15 protein-coding genes are annotated in these 23,484 nt (G+C 57.5%); 7 read left to right on the top strand and 8 right to left on the bottom strand.

The window, feature by feature from the left end:
• Nucleotides 1-86 precede the first annotated feature (86 nt).
• The 3 genes from wzc to GY169_RS08345 are packed head-to-tail and all read right to left on the bottom strand — an operon-like array spanning nucleotide 87 to nucleotide 3,834.
• Nucleotides 87-2,249: a tyrosine-protein kinase Wzc gene (wzc, locus tag GY169_RS08355; RefSeq protein ID WP_167575472.1), complete on the bottom strand. Its 2,163-nt coding sequence runs from the start codon at nucleotides 2,247-2,249 to the stop codon at nucleotides 87-89.
• Between the two features lie 2 nt (nucleotides 2,250-2,251).
• The gene (gene wzb, locus GY169_RS08350) at nucleotides 2,252-2,695 is read right to left on the bottom strand and encodes a low molecular weight protein-tyrosine-phosphatase Wzb (protein ID WP_032281177.1); all 444 of its coding nucleotides are present in this window, start codon (nucleotides 2,693-2,695) and stop codon (nucleotides 2,252-2,254) included.
• A gap of 5 nt (nucleotides 2,696-2,700) precedes the next feature.
• Entirely contained in the window at nucleotides 2,701-3,834 is a 1,134-nt protein-coding gene (locus GY169_RS08345; protein WP_024193904.1) for a polysaccharide export protein, read from the bottom strand.
• A 643-nt stretch (nucleotides 3,835-4,477) separates the two neighbouring features.
• Here GY169_RS08345 and GY169_RS08340 point away from each other — a divergent pair.
• Complete coding sequence (locus tag GY169_RS08340; RefSeq protein WP_163449143.1) at nucleotides 4,478-6,058, top strand: TerC family protein; 1,581 nt, start codon at nucleotides 4,478-4,480, stop codon at nucleotides 6,056-6,058.
• A gap of 39 nt (nucleotides 6,059-6,097) precedes the next feature.
• Here the strand turns inward: GY169_RS08340 and asmA are convergent, their stop codons facing one another.
• The 3 genes from asmA to udk all read right to left on the bottom strand — a co-directional run bounded on the left by asmA (nucleotide 6,098) and on the right by udk (nucleotide 9,269).
• The gene (asmA, locus tag GY169_RS08335) at nucleotides 6,098-7,942 is read right to left on the bottom strand and encodes an outer membrane assembly protein AsmA (RefSeq protein ID WP_167575471.1); all 1,845 of its coding nucleotides are present in this window, start codon (nucleotides 7,940-7,942) and stop codon (nucleotides 6,098-6,100) included.
• Nucleotides 7,943-7,968: 26 nt separating this feature from the next.
• A complete protein-coding gene (gene dcd / locus GY169_RS08330; RefSeq protein WP_032281180.1) occupies nucleotides 7,969-8,550 on the bottom strand; it encodes a dCTP deaminase in 582 nt (193 codons plus the stop codon).
• Nucleotides 8,551-8,627: 77 nt separating this feature from the next.
• A complete protein-coding gene (gene udk / locus GY169_RS08325; RefSeq protein WP_001575945.1) occupies nucleotides 8,628-9,269 on the bottom strand; it encodes a uridine kinase in 642 nt (213 codons plus the stop codon).
• Between the two features lie 286 nt (nucleotides 9,270-9,555).
• Here udk and GY169_RS08320 point away from each other — a divergent pair, with 286 nt between their 5' ends.
• Nucleotides 9,556-11,895, top strand: coding sequence for a PAS domain S-box protein (locus GY169_RS08320; RefSeq protein ID WP_167575470.1), 2,340 nt, complete (start codon nucleotides 9,556-9,558; stop codon nucleotides 11,893-11,895).
• Here GY169_RS08320 and alkA read toward each other — a convergent pair.
• Nucleotides 11,832-12,689, bottom strand: a complete 858-nt coding sequence (gene alkA / locus GY169_RS08315) for a DNA-3-methyladenine glycosylase 2 (RefSeq protein WP_167575469.1) — start codon at nucleotides 12,687-12,689, stop codon at nucleotides 11,832-11,834. The genes GY169_RS08320 and alkA overlap by 64 nt on opposite strands.
• A gap of 148 nt (nucleotides 12,690-12,837) precedes the next feature.
• Here alkA and yegD point away from each other — a divergent pair, with 148 nt between their 5' ends.
• The gene (yegD, locus tag GY169_RS08310) at nucleotides 12,838-14,190 is read left to right on the top strand and encodes a molecular chaperone (RefSeq protein WP_167577259.1); all 1,353 of its coding nucleotides are present in this window, start codon (nucleotides 12,838-12,840) and stop codon (nucleotides 14,188-14,190) included.
• 82 nt (nucleotides 14,191-14,272) lie between these two features.
• Here yegD and GY169_RS23605 read toward each other — a convergent pair whose 3' ends face one another.
• Nucleotides 14,273-14,332 carry a type I toxin-antitoxin system Ibs family toxin gene (locus GY169_RS23605; protein ID WP_112919032.1) on the bottom strand — a complete coding sequence of 20 codons (60 nt, stop codon included), beginning with the start codon at nucleotides 14,330-14,332 and terminating at the stop codon, nucleotides 14,273-14,275.
• Nucleotides 14,333-14,613: 281 nt separating this feature from the next.
• Between GY169_RS23605 and GY169_RS08300 the strand changes: the two genes are divergently transcribed.
• The 4 genes from GY169_RS08300 to GY169_RS08285 are packed head-to-tail and all read left to right on the top strand — an operon-like array spanning nucleotide 14,614 to nucleotide 23,482.
• Nucleotides 14,614-15,867, top strand: coding sequence for an MdtA/MuxA family multidrug efflux RND transporter periplasmic adaptor subunit (locus GY169_RS08300; protein WP_167575468.1), 1,254 nt, complete (start codon nucleotides 14,614-14,616; stop codon nucleotides 15,865-15,867).
• Complete coding sequence (locus GY169_RS08295) at nucleotides 15,867-18,989, top strand: MdtB/MuxB family multidrug efflux RND transporter permease subunit (RefSeq protein ID WP_167575467.1); 3,123 nt, start codon at nucleotides 15,867-15,869, stop codon at nucleotides 18,987-18,989. The genes GY169_RS08300 and GY169_RS08295 overlap by 1 nt, the downstream gene beginning before the upstream one ends.
• Complete coding sequence (gene mdtC, locus GY169_RS08290; RefSeq protein ID WP_167575466.1) at nucleotides 18,990-22,067, top strand: multidrug efflux RND transporter permease subunit MdtC; 3,078 nt, start codon at nucleotides 18,990-18,992, stop codon at nucleotides 22,065-22,067.
• Between the two features lie 2 nt (nucleotides 22,068-22,069).
• On the top strand, nucleotides 22,070-23,482 hold the full coding sequence (locus GY169_RS08285; RefSeq protein ID WP_167575465.1) for an MFS transporter: 1,413 nt from the start codon (nucleotides 22,070-22,072) through the stop codon (nucleotides 23,480-23,482).
• Nucleotides 23,483-23,484 lie beyond the last annotated feature (2 nt).

The following is a 23,484-nucleotide window of genomic DNA, read 5'->3' as shown; positions in this document are numbered from 1 at the left end:
CTAACCCTCTCCCCAGAGGGAAGAGGAGACCGTTCGGTTTTCTCCCTCGCCTCTTTGGGGAGAGGGCCGGGGTGAGGGGGATGTTATTATTTCGAATCCGACTGATACTCGTACTCGTAGTACCCGTAATCCTGGTATCCCGTTGCGCGGCGGAAGATCGAGTTGAGGATCACCCCTTTCACCGCAATGCCATTCTGCTCAAAGCGGCTCAGGCTGGTTTCTACTTCCTTCAGGGTGTTAACCGCATAGCGCGTGACCATCAAGGTGGTGCCCGCGTGGCGACCGACAATAGCGGCATCGGTAACCGCGAGAATCGGCGGCGTATCGATCAGCACCAGGTCATAGTTCGCTGAACCCCACTTCAGCAGCTCGCTAAAGCGCTCGGCCATCAACAGCTCCGACGGATTTGGCGGGATCTGCCCGCGCGGGATCAGGTCAAAGTTCGCGACCGACGTCCGTTTCGCGCTGCTTTCAAACGTCGCTTTCCCCACCAGCACCTCGGACAGGCCGTTATCGTTGGTGGTGCCGAGCAGTTCGTGGGAATAGCCTTTACGCATATCGCAGTCGATCATCAGTACGCGCTTATGGGTCTGGCTGATCACCGCCGCCAGGTTGGCGCAGACGAAGGTTTTACCGATAGACGGGCTAACCCCGGTCATCATCAGCACGTTGTTCGGCGCCTGCATCATGGCGAAGTGCAGGCTGGTGCGCAGGCTGCGAATGGCTTCGATCGCCAGGTCGGTCGGGTTACCCACCGCCAGCAGCTGGCTTTGCTTATAGCGCTTCACACCGTTGACGCTCTTCACGCTATCGCGCGATTTTTGCCACTCGGAGAGCGGAATGCTGGCATAAACATTGATGCCATGCTCTTCGAGCACCTGCGGGCTTTCGATACCGCGGTTAAACAGCGAGCGCAGCAGCACGCCGACGATCGACAACATCAGGCCGAGAATAATGCTGCCCAGCACGATCAACGCTTTCTTCGGCTTCACCACCCCTGGCTGAGTAATTGCCGGGTCGACAATCCGCACGTCGCCGACGGTGCTCGCCCGGGTGATTTTCAGCTCCTGCTGTTTATTCAGCAGTTGCATATAAACCTGTTGACCAGACTCCACGTCGCGGGTCAGGCGTACAATCTCCTGCTGGGTTTTCGGCATCGCCGTCACGCGTTTGCTCAGCTTGGCCTTCTCTTCTTCCAGAGCCCGGCGTTTTTCCAGCAACGTGCGATAGGCCGGGTGGATGCGGGTATACAGCTTGGAGATTTCCGCTTCGCGGAACGTCAGCTCGTTCAGCTGCGCGTCGATGTTCACCATCGAATCGAGCACCGATTTCGCTTCCAGCGGCAGGTCTACGGAGTCTTGCTGCTGACGGTAGGTATTCAGTTTGTTTTCAGCCACGTCCAACTGGCTGCGCACCTGTGGAAGCTGCACTTCGAGGAACTCGAGGCTTTTCGCGGCTTCTTCCGATTTGCGCGCCACGTTCTGCGCCACGTAGTTGTTGGCGATACTGTTGAGGATGTCGCGGATCTGATCTTTGTCCTCACCCACCATCGTGAGCGTCAGCACGCCGGACTCTTTACCATCCTCGGTGACGCTCAGGCTATTTTGCAGGTTATTGATCATCCCCAATGTTGAATATTTGGTGACGGTAAAACTCGCGCCATCGTGGGCGGCGATCCCGGTAACCAACAGCGAAACGCCGCCTTTATTCAGCGTCTCCCCTACCTTCCCTTCTGCGCTAAACCCGTCGTCGTTGCTCAGGCGATAGAGCGTTGGGTTGATAACCTCCAGCGTAAAGGTGCTGTCGGCCATCGAGGCCGGGCGATTAAAGGCGCTGACCTTCACCGTCTCATTCTGGCGGCCCATCAGCCGTTCCCAGCCCGCCCCCAGAATCGGAAAGGTGTTTTTGCTCACGGCAATATCCAGCCCCAGATCCTCAACGGTTTTCCCGAGCACCATACGCGAGGTGATCATCTGGATTTCCGCCTCGGAGGCCGGCGGCTTGCTGGTGAGCGCATTGCTGATATCTTGCACCAGCGCGCTGCCCTGATTTTGCTCAATGCGCACCAGTGCGTCGGCGCTGTAAATCGGCGTGGCGAACAGCGCGTAAACAATCGCCAGCGCGGCAAACAGGGCGGTAATGCCGATGACCCACCATTTGGCTTCCACCACGGTGCCCACCAGGCGACCAATGTCGATCTCATCGTTGCCCGAGACCGATGGGCTTATCTGTTTTACTTTATCTGTCATGGTTATCCCTGCTGTGCTTTCAGTGCCTGCGCCCACTGGCTGGCAGACCTGTCGAGTAACTGGTACACCGCTTCAAATGCCTCCCGGCTTTTGCGATACGGATCGGGAATCTCGCGTTCGTTATCCCAATGACCAAACAGCATGACCTTGCCGCGCATCTCCGGCGCCATTTCATGCAGGGTGGCGACATGACGTTTTTCCATCGCCAGAATCAGATCGTACTCACGACACATACGGCCAGAGATTTGTCGCGCGCAGTGCCCTTCCAGCGAAATCGCGTGCTCGGCGGCAACGCTCGCGGCGCGTTCATCCGCCGCTTTACCCACTAATGCTCCCAGCCCCGCCGATTCGACGGTCAATGACGGCAGATGGCTGCGTAGCAGCCGTTCCGCCGTGGGGGAACGACAGATGTTCCCCACGCAAACCACAAGAATTTTGTTAAACATGACGGTTACCAGGTATGAATGTCTTTCGCCGAATCGGTCATGTAGCGAACGCCACTGATGGTCGGCAACAGTTGGTTGATCAGACGGTTCCAGCGAGCAACCGGTGCGGTGGTGACGTAAACCACGTCATACGGCTGGAGAATAAAGTTGGTTGCCATGACCAGTGAGGTCGCATCGGACATATCCAACTGATAGATGTTGGCCATCTTGCCGTTGTTGCCCGCTTTGGTTGGACGAATCACGAAGATACCGCTGGCATTGGAGGTCGTCAGGTCGATGCCTTCCGCCTGGCCGAGCGCTTCGGTCAGCGTCATGCCGCTGAAGTCCATTTTGAGCGTGCTCTGTTTTTTCACTTCGCCCATCACGAAGACCTTGAGATCATCGTTACGCGGTACGAAGAGGATATCGCCCGGATAGAGCAAACGGTTCTGGCTCAGATCGCCGTTTTGCATCAATGCCTGCACTGAAATGCGCTGTTCTTTGCCATCGTGAGTCAGTACCACGTTGCGCCAGTCGGCCAGTTCGCTCAGACCACCCGCCGCGTTGATCGCGTCCAGTACCGTCAGCGGCACGTTGGTGATAGCCTGCTGGCCGGATTTGTTCACCTGCCCGGAGACATACACTTTTTGCGAACGGAAGGCGGCAACGTTCACGTCGACCTGCGGGTCGGTGATGTAGGCGGCGAGACGCTGGGTAATGGTCTGGCGAATTTCCGCCAGCGTGCGCCCTTTCACCTGCACTTTGCCAATATAGGGATAGAAAATGGTGCCGTCCGGCTGGACCCAGTTACCGGTATCGCTGGAGCTACGGTACTGCCCCGCCGGGGTGGTCAACTCCGGGTGATCCCACACCGTGACGTTCAGCACGTCGCCTGAACCGACGCGATACTGGTAATTGCTTAACTCCTGATCCAGCGACATGTTCGGTTGCGCGACGTTGGGACGTGGGCGTAATTGTTCAATCAGTCGCGGGGTCAGCGGATAAACATTCACCATCCGGCCAATGTCATAATCAGCATCCTGCTGCTTAATCACATCTTTTCCATAGGTAGACATATTGCTGCCTGGAAGTATGGTGCAACCACTCATCAAGCTTACCGACACCAATAATGGCATCAATTTTAGTTTGGATTTCATCATTGATTATTTATCACTTTGGCAGAAAATTATCCTGTGCGAATTATATTAATCCGTACGATTTGATTACCTGTAAACTCACCATGCATTTATTTGCCGATGAATATAACTGGCATATATCCTAAAAAAGTTGGGATTCATCCGCAGGCTATTGACAGAATAATTCAGGCTTTACGTCACGCCTTCAGGCATGCTACCGCCCTTGGCTTTCAGCTACCAATTCACCTAAAAATCATGTTGTTATAGGAAACCCACCCATTCATAAAAAGAATAGAGAATATTCCTGGATATATAATTGCAGGGATAACATCCCCTGCATGACTATTTTATGACGCACATAAATGGCTATTCCATTCAGTACCGGGAGAATTGTTGCAGTTAAGCGAATAGCAGGCAAGGTAACTGCCGCTTAAAAAATATTTTTAAGAATAATATTAAGATTAATTAATCGAGTATTTTTAGGAATTTCTTTATATTGACAGATTACAGAGTGAGTTTCTCACCATCAAATATTTCACGGGAATATTATCCCCTATTTTCACAATATCCTTAGATTTTGTCATGATAAATCACAGGCAGACGTTGCATTTTGCCGCGGCTTTATCCATGATCAATTTGTCTTGTAACATAAGGTTTTAACCAACGTATGGAATGGATTGCCGATCCCTCTATTTGGGCGGGACTCGTGACGCTGGTCGTCATTGAGCTGGTTCTCGGAATTGATAATCTGGTGTTTATCGCCATCCTGGCGGAAAAGCTGCCGCCAACCCAGCGTGACCGCGCGCGCGTCACCGGGCTTATTCTGGCCATGCTGATGCGCCTTCTGCTGCTGGCCTCTATTTCGTGGCTGGTCACGCTCACCCAGCCTTTATTCAGCATCCGTGATTTCACCTTCAGCGCCCGCGACCTCATTATGCTGGTCGGCGGCTTCTTCCTGCTCTTTAAAGCCACGGTAGAGCTCAACGAGCGGCTGGAAGGGAAAGACAGCGATAACCCTACCCAGCGGCGCGGCGCGCGCTTCTGGGGCGTAGTGGCGCAGATTGTGGTGCTGGATGCCGTTTTCTCGCTCGACTCGGTGATTACTGCCGTCGGCATGGTCGACCATCTGGCGGTGATGATGGCGGCGGTAATTATTGCCATCAGCCTGATGCTGCTGGCCAGTAAAGCGCTCACCCGCTTTGTGAACAGCCACCCGACCATTGTTATCCTGTGTCTGAGCTTCCTGTTGATGATTGGCTTTAGCCTGGTGGCGGAAGGCTTTGGCCTCGTCATACCTAAAGGTTATCTGTACGCGGCTATCGGTTTCTCAGTAATGATCGAGTTCTTAAACCAGCTGGCTATCTTCAACCGTCGTCGCTTCCTCACCGCTAACCAGTCGCTGCGTAGCCGCACGACGGAGGCGGTTATGCGCCTGCTGAGCGGCAAGAAAGAGGATGCCGAGCTGGATGTCGGTACCGCCTCGCTGCTGGTCGACCAGGACGATCAGCAAATCTTCGACCCGCAGGAACGGCGGATGATTGAGCGTGTGCTCAACCTTAACCAGCGCACGGTCAGCAGTATCATGACTTCACGTCACGATATCGAGCACATCGACCTTAGCGCGCCAGAAAGCGAAATTCGCGCGCTGCTGGAGAAAAACCAGCATACCCGGCTGGTGGTAACCGGCGGCGATGACGAAGAAGATCTGCTCGGCGTGGTGCACGTCATCGATCTGTTACAGCAGTCGCTGCGCGGTGAACCGCTGGATCTGCGCGTACTGATCCGCCAGCCGCTGGTCTTCCCGGAGGCTCTGCCGCTGCTGTCGGCGCTGGAACAGTTCCGTAACGCGCGAACCCACTTTGCCTTCGTGGTGGATGAGTTTGGTTCGGTCGAGGGGATTGTGACGTTAAGCGACGTGACCGAGACCATTGCCGGTAACCTGCCAAACGAGGCTGAAGAGATTGATGCGCGCCACGACATCCAGAAAAATGCCGACGGCAGCTGGACGGCAAATGGTCACATGCCGCTGGAAGACCTGGTGCAGTACGTTCCGCTGCCGCTGGATGAAAAGCGCGAGTACCACACCATTGCCGGGCTGCTCATGGAACACCTGCAGCGCATTCCCACAGCCGGTGAAGAGGTGCAGATTGGCCCGTGGACGCTGAAAACCTTACAGGTCGAGAGCCACAGGGTACAGAAAGTGCAGATTATCCCGCCGCAGCAGGAAGAGTGGGATTACGAAGTGTAGTATTTTCCCGGCGGCACCATGCCGCCGGGCTTAGGGATGTTACTGCTTATCGAGGAGCTGCTTCACGTCTTTACCGGACTGGGTGTTCTTATTGCGTTCCGCCCAGTCATTTAACCGACGCTTCGCCTCGTTCTGTAGCTGACGGCGCAGTATCTGGTCTACCTGCAAACTGTAGTTCAGCGCTTCCCATTTACCGTAAACGCGCAGCGGAATAGCCGTAGACTTCAGAATATCCACCAGCTTGCCCTGCCCCTGCCAACCATCAGTAACCTGAATACCGAACTGCAGATCGCCTTCCTCTTTCATCAGATCGAGAGTGCCTTTGCCGGTCATCTGCATCAGCGAGGATTTCCCTTTCATGTTACTGAGCGCCAGAATGCCGCTATCGAGGTCAACATCGGTCGTCAGTTCATCCAGCCGTGTGGCGCTGTCATAGTTCTCCTGCGCCTGCACGTCTGTACTACGCTCAACCGCCTGCTGAACCAACTGCTGGAAGTTCAGCCCTTCGGTACGGGTGTCTCTTAGTTCAAGATTCGCCTGCCCCTGCCAGTCGCGGCGGAAATGGTTGGCATCAATCACCGAACCCGAAAAATCACCGGCCAGCGACAGTTTGCCCGTCATGTTGATGGGATAGTTGAAGGCCTTCAACAGGCTGCCAATCTCGATGTTGTCGAGCTTAGGCTGAAATTCGGCCTGCGGAGTCCCACTGCGTGCATCCAGCGTGCCCGGCAGCGACAGTTGACCACCGGCCAATGAACCTTCCAGCTGAGAGATATGCAGCAGCCCACGCTGGTTATCGGCCTGCAGGGTCACATGGGTAAACGGCAGCCCGCGCCAGACGATCTGGTTCGCGGTCATCGCAAGCGAACCATCGAAGCTTTTCAGGCCGCTATAAGGCGGTAAATTAACACCGTTGGCTATCACCGGACGCGGTTTGTTCGGCGCCGACTGCGCCTGCTGCGCGCCACCGCTGAGGAGGATATCCGAGCGCACCAGCAAGTTATCGAGGTTGAGCTTGTCGGACTGGAGGTTCAGCGACCACACCGGCTTATCGCCCAGCACCACGCTGCCTTTACCGGTCAGCGTACTGTCGTTGGCCATCAGATTGAGCGCGTTAAAGCTGAGCGTCTTCGCGTCCTCCTGCCAGCTAACGTTCACGCTACCGTTACCGTTAATGCCCTGGGCCGGAAGATCGGCGCCCTGAAGCTGCCAGCTGATTTGCGACAGCTGCGCATCCAGACTCTGCGGGTAGTTGCCCGCCTGAACGGCGGCGGAGAAACGAAGGGATAAGTCGCGCTGATCGCGGTTCATGCGGCCTGAGAAATCGACGGTGGCCTGATGCCCGGCATCCTGCTGCATCTGCAGATGAATATCGCGGACCGTCATCTGCTCATCGCTTTCATGCTGGAATACCAGCACGCTGTCAATGACCTGCAGCCCGGCAATATCAAATGACCAGCCGCGATCGCCAGACTCCTGAGGCAGCGAGGTTCCTTTTGGCGCCACCGGCGCTCGCTGGTCGCGAATCGCCTCGGTTTCCGGCGTCAATTGTACCACCGCGCCTTTGAGCATCACCTGCTCAACCTGCAGCTGATGTGACAGCAACGGCAGCAGCGCCACGTCGAGACGCATATTGTCCGCCCGCACCAGCGGCGCGCTGGCGCCGGGCGCGGTTAAGGTCATGCGTCCGGACAAAATGCTTAGCCGCGGCCAGACGTGCCAGCGCAGGGAACCGTCCAGCTCCAGCTGATATCCGCTGCGCTCAGCCACCTGCTTGATCATATAGCTGCGGAAATCGTTAGGATTGACCAGCAGCACCAACGATGACAGGCCGGCAACCAGTACCACCAGCAGAATCATCAGTGTCGTCAATATTCTTCTCATGGCACCCTCATCCGCTTTGCGATGGGTCAGTCTTTATCAATACGACTGGCAACCGCGCCCTGCTGATCGCGGTATTTGGCATCTTCACGACGGTTGTATGGACGCGCCGCCGGGCCCGACAGAGGTTCGAAGCTCAGTGCACCGATCAGCATCCCCGGACGCAGCGCCAGCGGCAGCTTACCGGAGTTGTAGAATTCCAATACGATGCAACCCGACCAACCCGGATCGATACGGTGCGCGGTGACGTGCACCATCAGCCCCAGACGCGCCAGCGAGGAACGACCGTCTAACCAGCCGACCAGATCCGCGGGCAGCGTGACCGATTCCAGCGTCACCGCCAGCGCCAGTTCGCCCGGATGCAGGTAGAAGGCGTCGCCTTCCGCGAGCACAATCTCTTCGCTCATCACACGATCCAGCGCCGCGCTGACTTCCGCTTTCGGCCCGCTTAAATCAATATAGGCGGCAGTGTGGCCGCTGAAGGTGCGAAACTTGTTGCCTAAACGCACGTCAACGGTGGCACCATTGATACGCTCAATCGGCGGACGCGGGTTAATCGACAGTCGCCCTTCGTCCAGCCAGGCTTCTATATCACGGTCACACAGACGCATATCACTCTCCTTTTGTACGACGGCCCTCTTCCGTCACGGTTGAGGGCGTTTATTGCACGTTACACAATTCGTGTGAGTTATTCAAAAAACTGGCTAATTTTCGCTTTCAGAATATCGATAGCGATGCGGTTTTTGCCCCCACGCGGCACGATGATGTCGGCGTACTGCTTGGACGGCTCGATAAACTGCAGGAACATCGGACGCACCGTTTTCTGGTATTGAGCCATCACGGAGTCCATGGAGCGACCACGCTCGTTAACGTCACGCTTGATGCGGCGCATCAGGCAGATGTCCAGCGGCGTATCGACAAAGATAGAGAAGTTCATCTCTTCGCGCAGACGCGCGTCGGTCAGCAGCAGGATCCCTTCAAGGATGATCACTTTCTTCGGTTCAATATGAATCGTTTCCTGCATGCGGGTGTGTTCGACATAGCTATAAACCGGCAGTTCAATTGGGTTGCCGCGCTTCAGCGTTTGCAGATGCTGGAACAGCAGGCTGTGGTCCATCGCGTTCGGGTGGTCATAGTTAGTTTTAACCCGATCTTCCATCGACAGATGACTTTGGTCTTTGTAATAGCTATCTTCAGGAATGACACCGATGTGCTCATCGCCCACCTGTTCGCGCAGTTCGCGATACAGCGTACTAGCAATAAGACTTTTACCTGAAGCCGATGCGCCGGCGATGCCTACAATGACGCACTGATGAGACTTATCAGTCATAAATTTTGCGACCCGATTAACCTGGATGTTAGGAAGGACGGCACGAATAGACAATATTATTCAAGAGGAAACGTTCCGAATAGTCACGTGTATCAGCGCCAAACGCGGCAATTATAGGGATTTCAGGGCAACGATACTAGTCGAATACAACGATCGGCGATGACAAAAGGAGAAACGCCCATACGTCGGATTCTACTGACGTCATACATTAACGAATATGATATTACAGGTGACACAAACTGATGATTATTGTCAATTAGCGTCACATATCTGATAAATTCCGCTAATGTTGTTGCATAATCACGGCTTGTTTCAGCATGGCCGGAGCAGCGTCGCCTCCGGAAAAACAGTGGTAATGAAGAACAATATCAGCGTTAAACCTCTCCGCCCCGCGTCACAACAGCACTCACTGCAAATACTGTTTGGTTTGTGGGCAGCGACATTTTTGTTCACCCTCTTTTCATTATCACTCATGCACACTCACAACGTGCTATCGCCGGTCTGGTTTCCGACGGCCATCATGACCGTCGCATTCTACCGTGTTAAGCGTTCGCTATGGCCCTGCATGAGCGTTGCTGGCGTACTGGGGATCGTCCTCGCCACCGCGCTTTACGCCCCCGAGCAGAATGGGCTGTTGCATCCGTTGACCAATCTTATGGAAGCGCTGGTTGGCGCGTTACTGCTGCGCCGATGGCTGAACCTCGACAACCCGCTAAGAAACTTACGCCACTGGACTCAAATGGCGATCGCCACCGCGCTGATCCCGCCATTGTTGAGCGGTATTGTGGTAGCCAGTTTGATGCCCGGAGGCAATGCTTTCCAGACCTTGCTGGTCTGGATGCTTTCGGATGCCTCAGGCGCCCTGGCGGTAGTTCCGCTGGGAATGCTCATCCGGGCAGACTATTTTCAGCGTTATCGTAACCGCACGCTGCTGATCTCGACGATTCTGACCGCAGCCATCACCCTCGCGCTCAGCGTAATCGCCATGTTGTACATGCCCTGGCCGTTTACCTTCATAATGGTACTCATGATGTGGAGCGCGGTACGTCTGCCGCGTATTGAAGCCTTCCTGATCTTTTTACTCCTCATCATGATGGTTCTGGCCCTCTCCGCGCAGCATCCGCTGGTACAGGAGAACATCGAAAACACCCTTCATACCTACCGGCTGAGCAATATGCTGGGGCTGCCGTTCCTGATGGTGCAATTACCCACAGGGGTAATGAGCATCGCGATGTATGCCGTATACAGTGAACGGCGCCGCATTGCGGAAAGTGAAACCCGCTTTCGTAACGCCATGGAATACTCGGCCGTCGGCATGGCGATAGTCGATGCCTATGGGCAGTGGCTACAGGTCAATAAAGCGCTGAGTAAGTTTCTGGGCTATCCCCCTGACGAACTGCATCAAATGACCTTCCAGCAGGTCACCTGGCCGGAAGATTTAGCACAAGACCTTGAACAACTGGACCGTCTGGCGCGTGGCGAAATTGAGAGCTACTCGCTTGAAAAGCGCTACCGTACCCGCCAGGGCGAGGCGGTCTGGGCGCTGCTGGCCGTCTCGCTGGTACGCAACGCTGATGGAACGCCGCTCTATTTCATCCAGCAGATTGAAGATATTAACGATCTGAAAAAGAGCCGCGAAGCCAACAAACGGCTGATGGCGGAGATAACCGAAACCAACGAAGCGTTGTTCCAGGAAAAAGAACGCCTGCACATCACTCTCGACTCCATTCGTGAAGCGGTGATCAGCGCCGACAGCCAGCAAAACATTATCTTTATGAACCCGGTTGCCGAGAAAATCAGCGGCTGGAAGCAGGCTGAGGCGCAAGGGAAATCATTGCACGAGGTGCTGTATATTACGCAGGGAGACCAGGGCCCGCGGCTGGAGAATTTGTACAGCGATGAAAACCTGGATAGCGATATTGAGTTGAACAAAGTCCTGCATAGCCGCTACGGCGGCAGTTTTGATATTCACCACAGCATGACCCCGCTCAGTACCCAGGAAGGCGAGCATATCGGTTTTGTGCTGGTCATTCAGGACGTCACGGAATCGCGCCGCCTGCTGCGCCAGCTCAGCTACAACGCCAGCCACGACGCGCTCACCGGGTTGCCCAATCGTTCCAGCTTTGAAAGCCAGCTGAAAGGCCTGCTGAAATCGCTGCCCGGAGGACATCAGTCGCATGCGCTGGTGATGCTCGACCTCGATTTCTTCAAGGCAGTCAACGACAGTGCCGGGCACGCTGCCGGTGATGCGCTACTGCGTGAAATTGCCGGGCTAATGCGCTCGTTGCTGCGACCGGGCGATATTCTGGCGCGACTTGGCGGTGATGAATTTGGTTTTATTCTGCGTCACTGCTCTACCGAGCAGGCGCTTAGCGCCAGCGAGCGCATTGTCGATGCCATCAAACATTACGAATTTTTCTGGGCAGGACGGTTGCACCGTATTGGCGCCAGCGCGGGGCTGACGTTGATTCACAACCATAACGCCCAACTGGCGGAAGTGCTGGTTCAGGCCGATGCTGCCTGCTACACCTCAAAAAATAACGGTCGCGGTATCGTGACGGTTTATACCCCGGTACATTCTTCTGGCGACCAGTCGTCGGCGTGCCAGATATGCAATAACGCGTAAGATCGCCAGGGCTGCCAACGTTCGGCATAACGGCGAATCTGCGCGGGCGTCATACCCGGGAAGCGCTGCTTAATCAGGTAGTCGTCCGGCAAAAAGATATCTTTCGCCTGCCAGGCGCGCAGGGCAAAGTAGTTTGCCGTCCAACGGCCAATGCCGGGATATTGTTGTAGCGCTTTTAGCGCCTGCGCCACGTCATCCGGCTGCGTTTGCGGCAGTTCTCCGCTAAGCGCAACCTGGGCAAAATGTATTAACGCTTCCGCCCGTTTGAGCGGCATGCCCAGTGCTTTCAGCGCCGCCGGGTCCGCCGCCGCCAGCCGCTCTGGCGTTGGGAACAACGAGAAAGAGGCGTCCTGTGCGAGCGGCTCGCCATACAGCGCCACCACTTTACCGGTCAGCTTCGCGGCCATCGTCACGCTCACCAGTTGCCCGAGAATCGCCCGCACGCCCTGTTCAAAGGCGTCCAGCGCGCCAGGCAGTCGTAACCCCGGCTTTGCCGCCGCCAGCGTTCCGAGCGCGCGCGATATTTGTTGTGGATCGCAGTGCAGATCCAGCAATTTCGCCACCCGCATCAGCGCTTCGTCAGCGACTGGCAGCAGCCCGGCGGAAAGCGTGACCCGCAGCACCTGGCGGGCGGGATAAGGCGTCATGGTGATAAGCCCATGGTGTGGCCCGAGCCCCCAACTGCGGGTATAGCTTTGATCATGGAAACATTCGATACCTGCGACAGCACGCGCCTGTAAAAAACCGAACATCCAGCGCCAGTCATATGGCGGCAGCCAGGGCAGTTCAAACATCCTTTATCCTTCTCGTCAGACAGCAAAGATTGCGTTACAGCATAGCGGTTAATCAATGGGAAAACCTTGCTTTCATATTCCTGTTGCCGCCATCACCACATTCCGCTAAAGTCGCCCCCCTTTCTTCACTGGCATGGGGATGATTGACGTGTTTATTGGTTTTGACTACGGGACGGCGAACTGCTCTGTCGCCGTGATGCAGGATGGCGCACCGCGCATGCTGATGATGGAAAACGGCAGTTCCCTACTGCCGTCCATGCTGTCGGCCCCGACCCGCGAAGCGGTCAGCGAGTGGCTGTACCGCCACCATCAGGTACCGGCAACGGGTGATGAAACTCAGGCGCTGCTGCGTCGGGCGATGAACTACAACCGCGACGAAGATATCGAGGTACTGGGCAATAGCGTGCAGTTCGGCCTCGCGTCGCTCAAGCAGTACATCGACGATCCGGAAGAGGTGTACTTTGTTAAGTCGCCTAAATCCTTCCTCGGCGCTAGCGGCCTCAAGCCGCAGCAGGTCGCCGTCTTCGAAGATCTGGTTTGTTCGATGATGCTGCATATTCGCCAGCAGGCGCAGTCACAGCTTCAGGAAACCATCGAGCAGGCGGTAATTGGTCGCCCGATTAACTTCCAGGGTCTGGGTGGCGATGAAGCCAACACACAGGCGGTAGGTATTCTGCAACGCGCGGCGCAGCGTGCCGGCTTCCGCGACGTGGTTTTCCAGTACGAACCGGTTGCCGCCGGTCTGGATTTCGAAGCCAGCCTCAGCGAAGAAAAACGCGTGCTGGTGGTCGACATCGGTGGCGGCACCACCGACTGCTCGGTGCTGCTGATGGGGCCGCAGTGGCGGACCCGTCATGACCGCGAACAGAGCCTGCTCGGCCACAGCGGCTGTCGGGTGGGCGGTAACGATCTGGACATCGCGCTGGCGTTTAAAAGCCTGATGCCGCTGCTCGGCATGGGCGGCGAAACCGAAAAAGGCATCGCCCTGCCCATTCTGCCCTGGTGGAACGCGGTGGCGATCAACGATGTTCCGGCGCAGACCGACTTCTACAGCTCAGCCAATGGCCGCCTGCTGCGTGACCTGGCGCGCGATGCCCGCGATGCGGAAAAGGTCGCTCTGCTCTACAAGGTATGGCAGCAGCGTTTAAGCTATCGTCTGGTGCGCAGCGCGGAAGAGAGCAAAATCGCCTTGTCCGAAAGCGCACAAATCGATACCCACCTGCCGTTTATCAGCGACACGCTGGCCACCGCCATCAGCCAGGACGGGCTGGAAGCGGCGCTGAACCAGCCGCTGACCCGTATTCTTGAGCAGGTACAACTGGCGTTAGAAAACAGCAGCGAAAAGCCGGACGTCATTTATTTAACCGGCGGCAGCGCGCGCTCGCCGCTGATTAAAAAAGCGCTGGCCGAACAGCTGCCGGGCATTCCCGTTGCCGGTGGCGACGATTTTGGCTCGGTCACCGCCGGTCTGGCCCGCTGGGCGCAGGTGGTTTTTGCCTGATATATCGTCGTTGACTTCGCTGTTTTTTCGACCTATCGTAAAGGAATGAGGGTAAGGGAGGATTGCTCCTCCCCCTGGTATCTTAGTAAGCCGGTAAGCTAATGACTAAGAGTATTACCAGTATGATGACTAGCCTCATCATAACCCTTTCCTTATATAAGGCCCCTTCGTCAGGAGGGGCCTTATATAAGGCCCCTTCGTCAGGAGGGGCTTTCCTGTTTTAGCGCCCTGCAAACGCCGCTGACGGTAGCACACGCGGCGATTGCGCGGTTTTTCATCGCCGCGGATTGCGAGGAGTCTCGTAAAGCTGACGCGATTCAGACGATTCCTTCCGTGTTTCATATTTCCTCCATTTTTCCCGAGCGTTCCGTTACTAAACTAGTATCATTTCGTGAAATGATTCAGGACGAGACACCTATAACGATGAAAGGCAGTCATAAAATTCGCTGGCGGGTAGCGCTGGCCGTGCTGGTGGTGGTCGCGGGGGCGGCTGGCATCTGGCACTTTAGCAGCAATTCTGACACCTCGGGTTCCACCGCAGCCAAACCGGCGGGAGCGCCGTCAGCTGGCGGCGGGCGACACGGTGGACGCTTTGGCGGCGCGCTGGCGCCGGTCCAGGCCGCTACCGCCACCAGTGAAGCGGTACCGCGCTACCTCAGCGGGCTGGGCACCATTACCGCTGCCAATACCGTTACCGTGCGCAGCCGCGTCGACGGCCAACTGATGACCATTCACTTCCAGGAAGGCCAGCAGGTCAAAGCCGGCGATCTGCTGGCGGAAATTGACCCCAGCCAGTTTAAAGTGGCGCTGGCTCAGGCGCAGGGGCAGTTGGCTAAAGATAAAGCCACGCTCGCTAATGCACGTCGTGATTTAGCCCGCTATCAGCAACTGGTCAAAACCAATCTTGTCTCTCGCCAGGAGCTGGATACCCAGCAATCGCTGGTGAGCGAAACCGAAGGCACGATTAAAGCCGACCAGGCCGCCGTCGCCAGCGCCCAGCTGCAGCTCGACTGGAGCCGCATCACCGCACCGATTGACGGTCGCGTGGGCTTAAAACAGGTGGATATCGGCAACCAGATTTCCAGCGGTGATACCACCGGTATCGTCGTGCTGACCCAAACGCATCCGATCGATCTCGTCTTCACCCTGCCGGAAAACGACATCGCCACCGTGGTGGCCGCGCAAAAAGCCGGTAAAACGCTGGTGGTAGAAGCCTGGGATCGCACCAACAAACAGAAGCTGAGCGAGGGCACGCTGCTGAGCCTCGACAACCAAATTGACGCCACCACCGGCACCATCAAGCTGAAGGCCCGTTTCAACAACCAGGACGACGCGCTGTTCCCGAACCAGTTTGTTAACGCGCGTATGCTGGTTGATACCCAGCAAAATGCGGTGGTCATCCCAACCGCAGCGCTGCAAATGGGCAATGACGGTCACTTCGTCTGGGTGCTGAACAGCGACAACAAAGTCAGCAAACACACCGTGATTCCAGGTATCCAGGATAGCCAGAAAGTGGTGATTGATGCCGGACTCTCCGCGGGCGACCGGGTGGTCACCGACGGTATCGACCGCTTAACCGAAGGGGCGAAAGTGGAAGTGGTTACCGCTCATGACGCCTCCACCGCAGGCGCGGAAAAACCGGCCGCCGCAGCAGGCCATAAAGGAGCGCGCGGCTGATGCAAGTGTTACCGCCGAGCAATACGGGCGGCCCATCCCGCCTGTTTATTATGCGCCCTGTCGCCACCACGCTGTTGATGGTGGCGATTTTGCTGGCCGGGATCATCGGCTACCGCTTCCTGCCGGTCTCCGCGTTGCCGGAGGTGGACTATCCGACCATTCAGGTGGTGACGCTCTATCCGGGCGCCAGCCCCGACGTGGTGACCTCAGCGATAACCGCGCCGCTCGAACGCCAGTTCGGCCAGATGTCCGGCCTGAAGCAGATGTCGTCGCAAAGCTCCGGCGGCGCGTCGGTCGTCACCCTTCAGTTCCAGCTTACCCTGCCGCTGGATGTCGCCGAGCAGGAAGTCCAGGCTGCCATTAACGCCGCCACTAACCTGCTGCCCAGCGACCTGCCTAACCCACCGGTCTACAGCAAGGTCAACCCGGCGGATCCGCCGATCATGACCCTCGCCGTCACCTCTTCCGCCACGCCGATGACGGAAGTAGAAGACATGGTGGAAACCCGCGTGGCGCAGAAAATTTCCCAGGTCTCCGGCGTCGGTCTGGTGACGCTCGCCGGCGGCCAGCGCCCGGCAGTGCGCGTGAAGCTCAACGCCCAGGCTATCGCCGCGCTGGGGCTGACCAGCGAAGATATTCGCACCGCCATTACCAGCGCCAACGTCAACTCGGCCAAGGGCAGCCTCGATGGCCCGGCACGCGCGGTGACGCTCTCGGCCAACGACCAGATGCAGTCGGCGCAGGAGTATCGGGCGCTGATTATCGCCTATAAAAACGGTGCGGCTATTCGCTTAGGCGACGTGGCAACCATCGAGCAAGGCGCTGAAAACACCTGGCTTGGCGCATGGGCGAACAAAAAGCAGGCCATCGTGATGAACGTCCAGCGCCAGCCTGGCGCAAACATCATCTCAACGGCGGACAGCATCCGCCAGATGCTGCCGCAGCTAACCGAAAGCCTGCCGAAATCCGTTAAGGTCGAGGTCCTGTCTGACCGTACCACCAACATTCGCGCCTCGGTTTCCGACACCCAGTTTGAGCTGATGCTGGCGATTGCGCTGGTGGTGATGATCATCTATCTGTTCCTGCGTAACGTCCCGGCAACCATTATCCCCGGCGTCGCCGTGCCGCTGTCGCTGGTCGGCACCTTCGCGGTGATGGTGTTCCTCGATTTTTCCATCAACAACCTGACGCTGATGGCGCTGACCATCGCCACGGGCTTCGTGGTCGATGACGCCATCGTGGTGATCGAGAACATTTCGCGCTATATCGAAAAAGGCGAAAAACCCATGGCCGCCGCGCTGAAAGGCGCGGGTGAGATTGGCTTTACCATTATCTCGCTGACCTTCTCGCTGATCGCGGTGCTGATCCCGCTGCTGTTTATGGGCGATATCGTGGGCCGTCTGTTCCGCGAATTCGCCGTTACGCTGGCGGTGGCGATACTCATCTCGGCAGTCGTGTCGTTAACCCTGACGCCGATGATGTGCGCGCGCATGCTCAGCCACGAATCGCTGCGTAAACAGAACCGTTTCTCCCGCGCCAGCGAGCGCTTCTTCGACCGGGTGATTGCAGGCTACGGCCATCTGCTGGCCCGCGTGCTGAACCATCCGTGGCTGACGCTCGGCGTGGCGCTGGGTACGCTGGCGCTGTCTGTCATCCTGTGGATCGCCATTCCGAAAGGCTTCTTCCCGATTCAGGACAACGGCATTATTCAGGGCACGCTACAGGCGCCGCAGTCGGTGTCGTTCGCCAGCATGGCGCAACGCCAGCAGACAGTTGCCGACGCCATCCTGAAAGATCCGGCGGTAGAAAGTCTCACGTCGTTTGTCGGCGTCGACGGCACCAACCCGGCGCTCAACAGCGCACGTTTGCAGATCAACCTGAAACCGCTCGACGAGCGTGACGATCGGGTACAGACGGTCATTAGCCGGCTGCAACACGCGGTTGACCGCATTCCCGGCATCGAATTGTATCTCCAGCCGACGCAGGATCTGACCATCGACACCACCGTCAGCCGCACGCAGTACCAGTTTACGCTGCAGGCCAACTCGCTGGATGCGCTAAGCGAATGGGTGCCGCAGCTGATGACCCAGCTTCAGGCGCTGCCGCAGCTTTCCGATGTCAGCAGCGACTGGCAGGACAAAGGGCTGGTAGCCTACGTTAACGTCGACCGCGATAGCGCCAGCCGTCTCGGTATTTCAATGGCCGACGTCGATAACGCGCTGTACAACGCCTTTGGTCAACGTCTGATTTCAACCATCTATACCCAGGCCAACCAGTACCGCGTGGTGCTGGAGCACGACACCCGCGCCACGCCGGGCCTGGCGGCGCTGGATAACGTGCGCCTGACCAGCAGCGATGGCGGCATCGTGCCACTGACGGCGATCGCCAAAATTGAACAGCGCTTTGCGCCGCTGTCGATTAACCACCTCGACCAGTTCCCGGTGACCACCATTTCGTTCAACGTGCCGGATAACTACTCGCTGGGCGATGCGGTACAGGCCATTCTGGATAGTGAGAAAACCCTGAACTTCCCGGCGGATATCCGTACCGAGTTCCAGGGCAGCACCCTCGCCTTCCAGTCGGCGCTGAGCAGCACCATCTGGCTGGTGGTCGCGGCGGTGGTGGCGATGTATATCGTGCTCGGCGTGCTGTATGAGAGCTTTATCCACCCGATCACCATTCTCTCGACCCTGCCGACCGCAGGGGTCGGCGCGCTGCTGGCATTAATGCTGGCGGGCAACGAACTGGACGTGATCGCCATTATCGGCATCATCCTGTTGATCGGTATCGTTAAGAAAAACGCGATCATGATGATCGACTTTGCGCTGGCCGCCGAGCGTGAGCAGGGAATGGCGCCGCGCGAAGCGATTTATCAGGCCTGTCTGCTGCGTTTCCGTCCGATTCTGATGACCACGCTCGCCGCGCTGCTTGGCGCGCTGCCGTTGATGCTGAGCACCGGCGTTGGTGCCGAGCTGCGTCGCCCGCTGGGGATCGGCATGGTGGGCGGCCTGCTGGTCAGCCAGGTACTCACCCTGTTTACGACACCGGTGATTTACCTGCTGTTTGACCGCCTGTCGCTGTACCTGAAAAGCCGCTTCCCGCGCCGTGAAGAGGAAGCGTAAGTGAAATTTTTTGCCCTCTTCATCTACCGCCCGGTGGCGACGATCCTGATATCCGTCGCCATCACCCTCTGCGGCGTGCTCGGCTTTCGTCTGCTGCCGGTGGCCCCGCTGCCGCAGGTCGACTTTCCGGTGATTATGGTCAGCGCCTCGCTGCCCGGCGCATCGCCGGAAACCATGGCCTCGTCGGTGGCGACCCCGCTGGAGCGCTCGCTAGGGCGCATTGCGGGCGTCAATGAAATGACCTCCAGCAGCTCGCTGGGCAGCACGCGTATCATTCTGGAATTTAACTTCGATCGCGATATTAACGGCGCGGCGCGCGACGTGCAGGCAGCGATTAACGCCGCGCAAAACCTGCTGCCAAGCGGGATGCCCAGTCGTCCGACCTATCGCAAAGCCAACCCGTCCGATGCGCCGATCATGATCCTGACGCTGACCTCGGATACCTACTCGCAGGGCGAGCTGTACGATTTCGCCTCCACCCAGTTGGCGCAAAGCATCGCGCAGATTGACGGCGTGGGCGACGTGGACGTCGGCGGTAGCTCGCTGCCCGCGGTGCGCGTTGACCTGAATCCGCAGGCGCTGTTTAACCAGGGCGTCTCGCTGGACGCGGTGCGCACGGCCATCAGCAACGCCAACGTGCGTAAACCGCAGGGGGCGATCGACGATAGCGCCCATCGCTGGCAGGTGCAGACTAACGATGAACTGAAAAAAGCCGCTGAGTACCAGCCGCTGATCGTGCACTACAACAACGGTGCGGCGGTGCGTTTGAGCGACGTGGCGACGGTCAGCGACTCGGTGCAGGACGTGCGTAACGCCGGGATGACCAACGCCAAACCGGCCATCCTGCTGATGATCCGCAAGCTGCCGGAAGCCAATATTATCGACACGGTCGATCGTATTCGCGCCGAGCTGCCGGAGCTGCAACAGACCATTCCCGCGGCTATCGACCTGCAAATTGCCCAGGACCGTTCGCCGACGATCCGCGCTTCGCTTGAGGAAGTTGAGCAAACGCTGGTGATCTCAGTGGCGCTGGTGATTCTGGTGGTGTTCCTGTTCCTGCGCTCCGGCCGCGCCACGCTGATTCCGGCGGTGGCGGTACCGGTCTCGCTGATCGGCACCTTCGCCGCGATGTACCTGTGCGGTTTCAGCCTCAACAACCTGTCGTTGATGGCGCTGACCATCGCCACCGGTTTCGTGGTCGATGACGCCATCGTGGTGCTGGAGAATATTTCCCGCCACCTGGAAGCAGGCATGAAACCGCTACAAGCCGCGCTACAGGGGAGTCGCGAAGTGGGCTTTACCGTCCTGTCAATGAGCGTTTCGCTGGTGGCGGTGTTCCTGCCGCTGCTGCTGATGGGCGGTCTGCCCGGCAGGCTGCTGCGGGAATTTGCGGTCACGCTGTCGGTGGCGATCGGTATTTCGCTGGCCGTTTCGCTGACCCTGACGCCGATGATGTGCGGCTGGATGCTGAAATCCAGCCGCCCGCATTCGCCAACCCGTAATAAAGGTTTGGGGCGTCTGCTGGTCGCCATGCAACAGGGTTACGGCAAATCGCTGCGCTGGGTGCTGAACCATGCGAAGCTGGTGGGGGTGGTGTTCCTGGCAACCATCGCGCTGAACGTCTGGCTGTATATCTCCATCCCGAAAACGTTCTTCCCGGAGCAGGATACCGGGGTGCTGATGGGCGGCATTCAGGCCGACCAGAGCATCTCCTTCCAGGCGATGCGCGGTAAGCTACAGGATTTCATGAAGATTATTCGTGAAGATCCGGCGGTGGATAACGTCACCGGTTTCACCGGCGGTTCCAGGGTGAACAGCGGAATGATGTTTATCACCCTGAAGTCGCGCGACGTGCGCCAGGAGTCGGCGCAACAGGTTATCGACCGATTGCGGAAAAAGCTGGCCAAAGAGCCGGGGGCCAACCTGTTCTTAATGGCGGTGCAGGACATCCGCGTGGGTGGCCGCCAGTCGAACGCCAGCTATCAGTACACGCTGTTGTCGGACGACCTCAGCGCGCTGCGTGAGTGGGAGCCCAAAATCCGCAAAGCGCTGGCGGCGCTGCCGGAGCTGGCGGACGTCAACTCGGATCAGCAGGACAACGGCGCAGAAATGGCACTGGTCTACGATCGTGAAACCATGTCACGGCTGGGCATTAACGTCGAGGCGGCCAACAGCCTGCTGAACAACGCCTTCGGCCAGCGGCAGATCTCCACCATTTATCAACCGCTGAACCAGTACAAAGTGGTGATGGAGGTAGACCCCGTCTACACCCAGGATGTAAGCGCGCTGGATAAAATGTTCGTCATTAACAGCGACGGGAAAGCCATTCCGCTCTCTTATTTCGCCAAATGGCAGCCTTCGAACGCGCCGCTGTCGGTCAACCACCAGGGGCTGTCGGCGGCGTCGACCGTCTCCTTCAACCTGCCGACCGGTAAATCCCTGTCGGAAGCCAGCGACGCGATTAACCGCGCCATGACCCAGCTTGGCGTGCCGAACACGGTGCGCGGCTCGTTCGCCGGGACGGCGCAGGTATTCCAGGAGACAATGAATTCGCAGATTATCCTGATCATCGCCGCCATCGCCACGGTGTATATCGTGTTGGGGATCCTGTACGAGAGCTACGTGCACCCGCTGACCATTCTCTCCACGCTGCCGTCGGCGGGCGTTGGCGCGTTGCTGGCGCTGGAGCTGTTCAATGCCCCGTTCAGCCTAATCGCCCTTATCGGGATCATGCTATTAATTGGCATTGTGAAGAAAAACGCCATCATGATGGTCGACTTCGCCCTTGAAGCCCAGCGTAACGGCAATCTGCCGCCGGAACAGGCCATATTCCAGGCCTGTCTGCTGCGTTTTCGCCCGATAATGATGACCACGCTGGCGGCGCTGTTTGGCGCGCTGCCGCTGGTGATTTCGGGGGGCGATGGCTCCGAACTGCGTCAACCTCTCGGGATTACCATTGTAGGGGGTCTGGTGATGAGCCAGCTGTTAACCCTCTATACCACCCCGGTGGTTTATCTGTTCTTCGATCGTCTGCGTCTGCGTTTTTCGCGTCAACCCCGACAATCGGTAACTGAATAACGATGACTGAACTACCCGCTAACGTTCGTTGGCAACTCTGGATCGTGGCGTTCGGCTTTTTTATGCAATCGCTGGACACCACCATCGTCAACACCGCCCTCCCCTCCATGGCGTTAAGCCTGGGGGAGAGCCCGCTGCATATGCACATGGTGGTGGTCTCCTATGTGCTGACCGTCGCCGTCATGCTGCCCGCCAGCGGCTGGCTCGCCGATCGTGTCGGCGTGCGTAATATTTTCTTCACCGCCATTATCCTGTTCACCCTCGGCTCGCTGTTCTGCTCACTTTCCAGCACGCTCAATGAGCTGGTCATGGCGCGCGTGCTACAGGGGATTGGTGGCGCGATGATGGTGCCCGTCGGCAGGCTGACGGTGATGAAAATCGTTCCGCGCGAGCAGTATATGGCGGCAATGACCTTCGTCACCCTGCCCGGCCAGGTTGGCCCGCTGCTTGGTCCGGCTCTGGGCGGGATTCTGGTGGAGTACGCCTCCTGGCACTGGATATTCCTGATTAACATCCCGGTTGGCATCGTGGGTGGTATCGCCACTTTGATGTTGATGCCCAACTACACCGTCCAGACGCGGAAATTTGATATTTCCGGTTTCGTGGTGCTGGCGCTGGGCATGGCAACGTTAACCTTAGCCCTCGACGGCCAGAAAGGCCTTGGCATTTCATCGCTAACGATGGGCATGTTGGTCGCCGTCGGTATGGTGTCGATTGGATTGTATCTGTGGCATGCGCGCGGCAACGACAGCGCGCTGTTCAGCCTTAAGCTGTTTAACACCTCCACCTTCTCTCTGGGGCTGGCAGGCAGCTTTGCCGGGCGCATCGGCAGCGGCATGTTGCCGTTTATGACACCGGTGTTCCTGCAAATCGGCCTTGGCTTCAGCCCCTTCCACGCAGGGCTGATGATGATTCCGATGGTGCTGGGCAGCATGGGCATGAAGCGGATAGTGGTGCAGGTGGTCAACCGCTTCGGTTACCGCCACGTGCTGGTATTCGCCACGCTCGGGCTGTCGTTAATCAGCCTGCTGTTTATGTTCACCGCGCTGGCAGGCTGGTACTACGCGCTACCGGTGGTGCTGTTTATTCAGGGAATGGTCAATTCCAGCCGTTTCTCCTCAATGAATACCCTGACGCTGAAAGACCTGCCGGACGAATTCGCCAGCAGCGGCAACAGCCTGCTGTCGATGATCATGCAGCTCTCCATGAGTATCGGCGTTACCATCGCCGGGATTCTGCTGGGCATGTTCGGTCAGCAGCACATTGCCATCGGCAGCGAGGCGACGCATCACGTCTTTATGTACACCTATATTTGTATGGCCATCATTATTGCGCTTCCCGCTCTCGTCTTCGCGCGCGTGCCGGACGACACCAGCAAAAACGTGGTTATTGCCCGACGCAAACTGAAGGAGTAGAC

This window comes from Kluyvera genomosp. 3 (assembly GCF_011765685.1).
Taxonomy (GTDB): Bacteria; Pseudomonadota; Gammaproteobacteria; order Enterobacterales; family Enterobacteriaceae; genus Kluyvera; species Kluyvera georgiana_A.
Note: the sequence above shows the minus strand (reverse complement) of the source record. Positions and strands in the feature narration are given on the sequence as shown.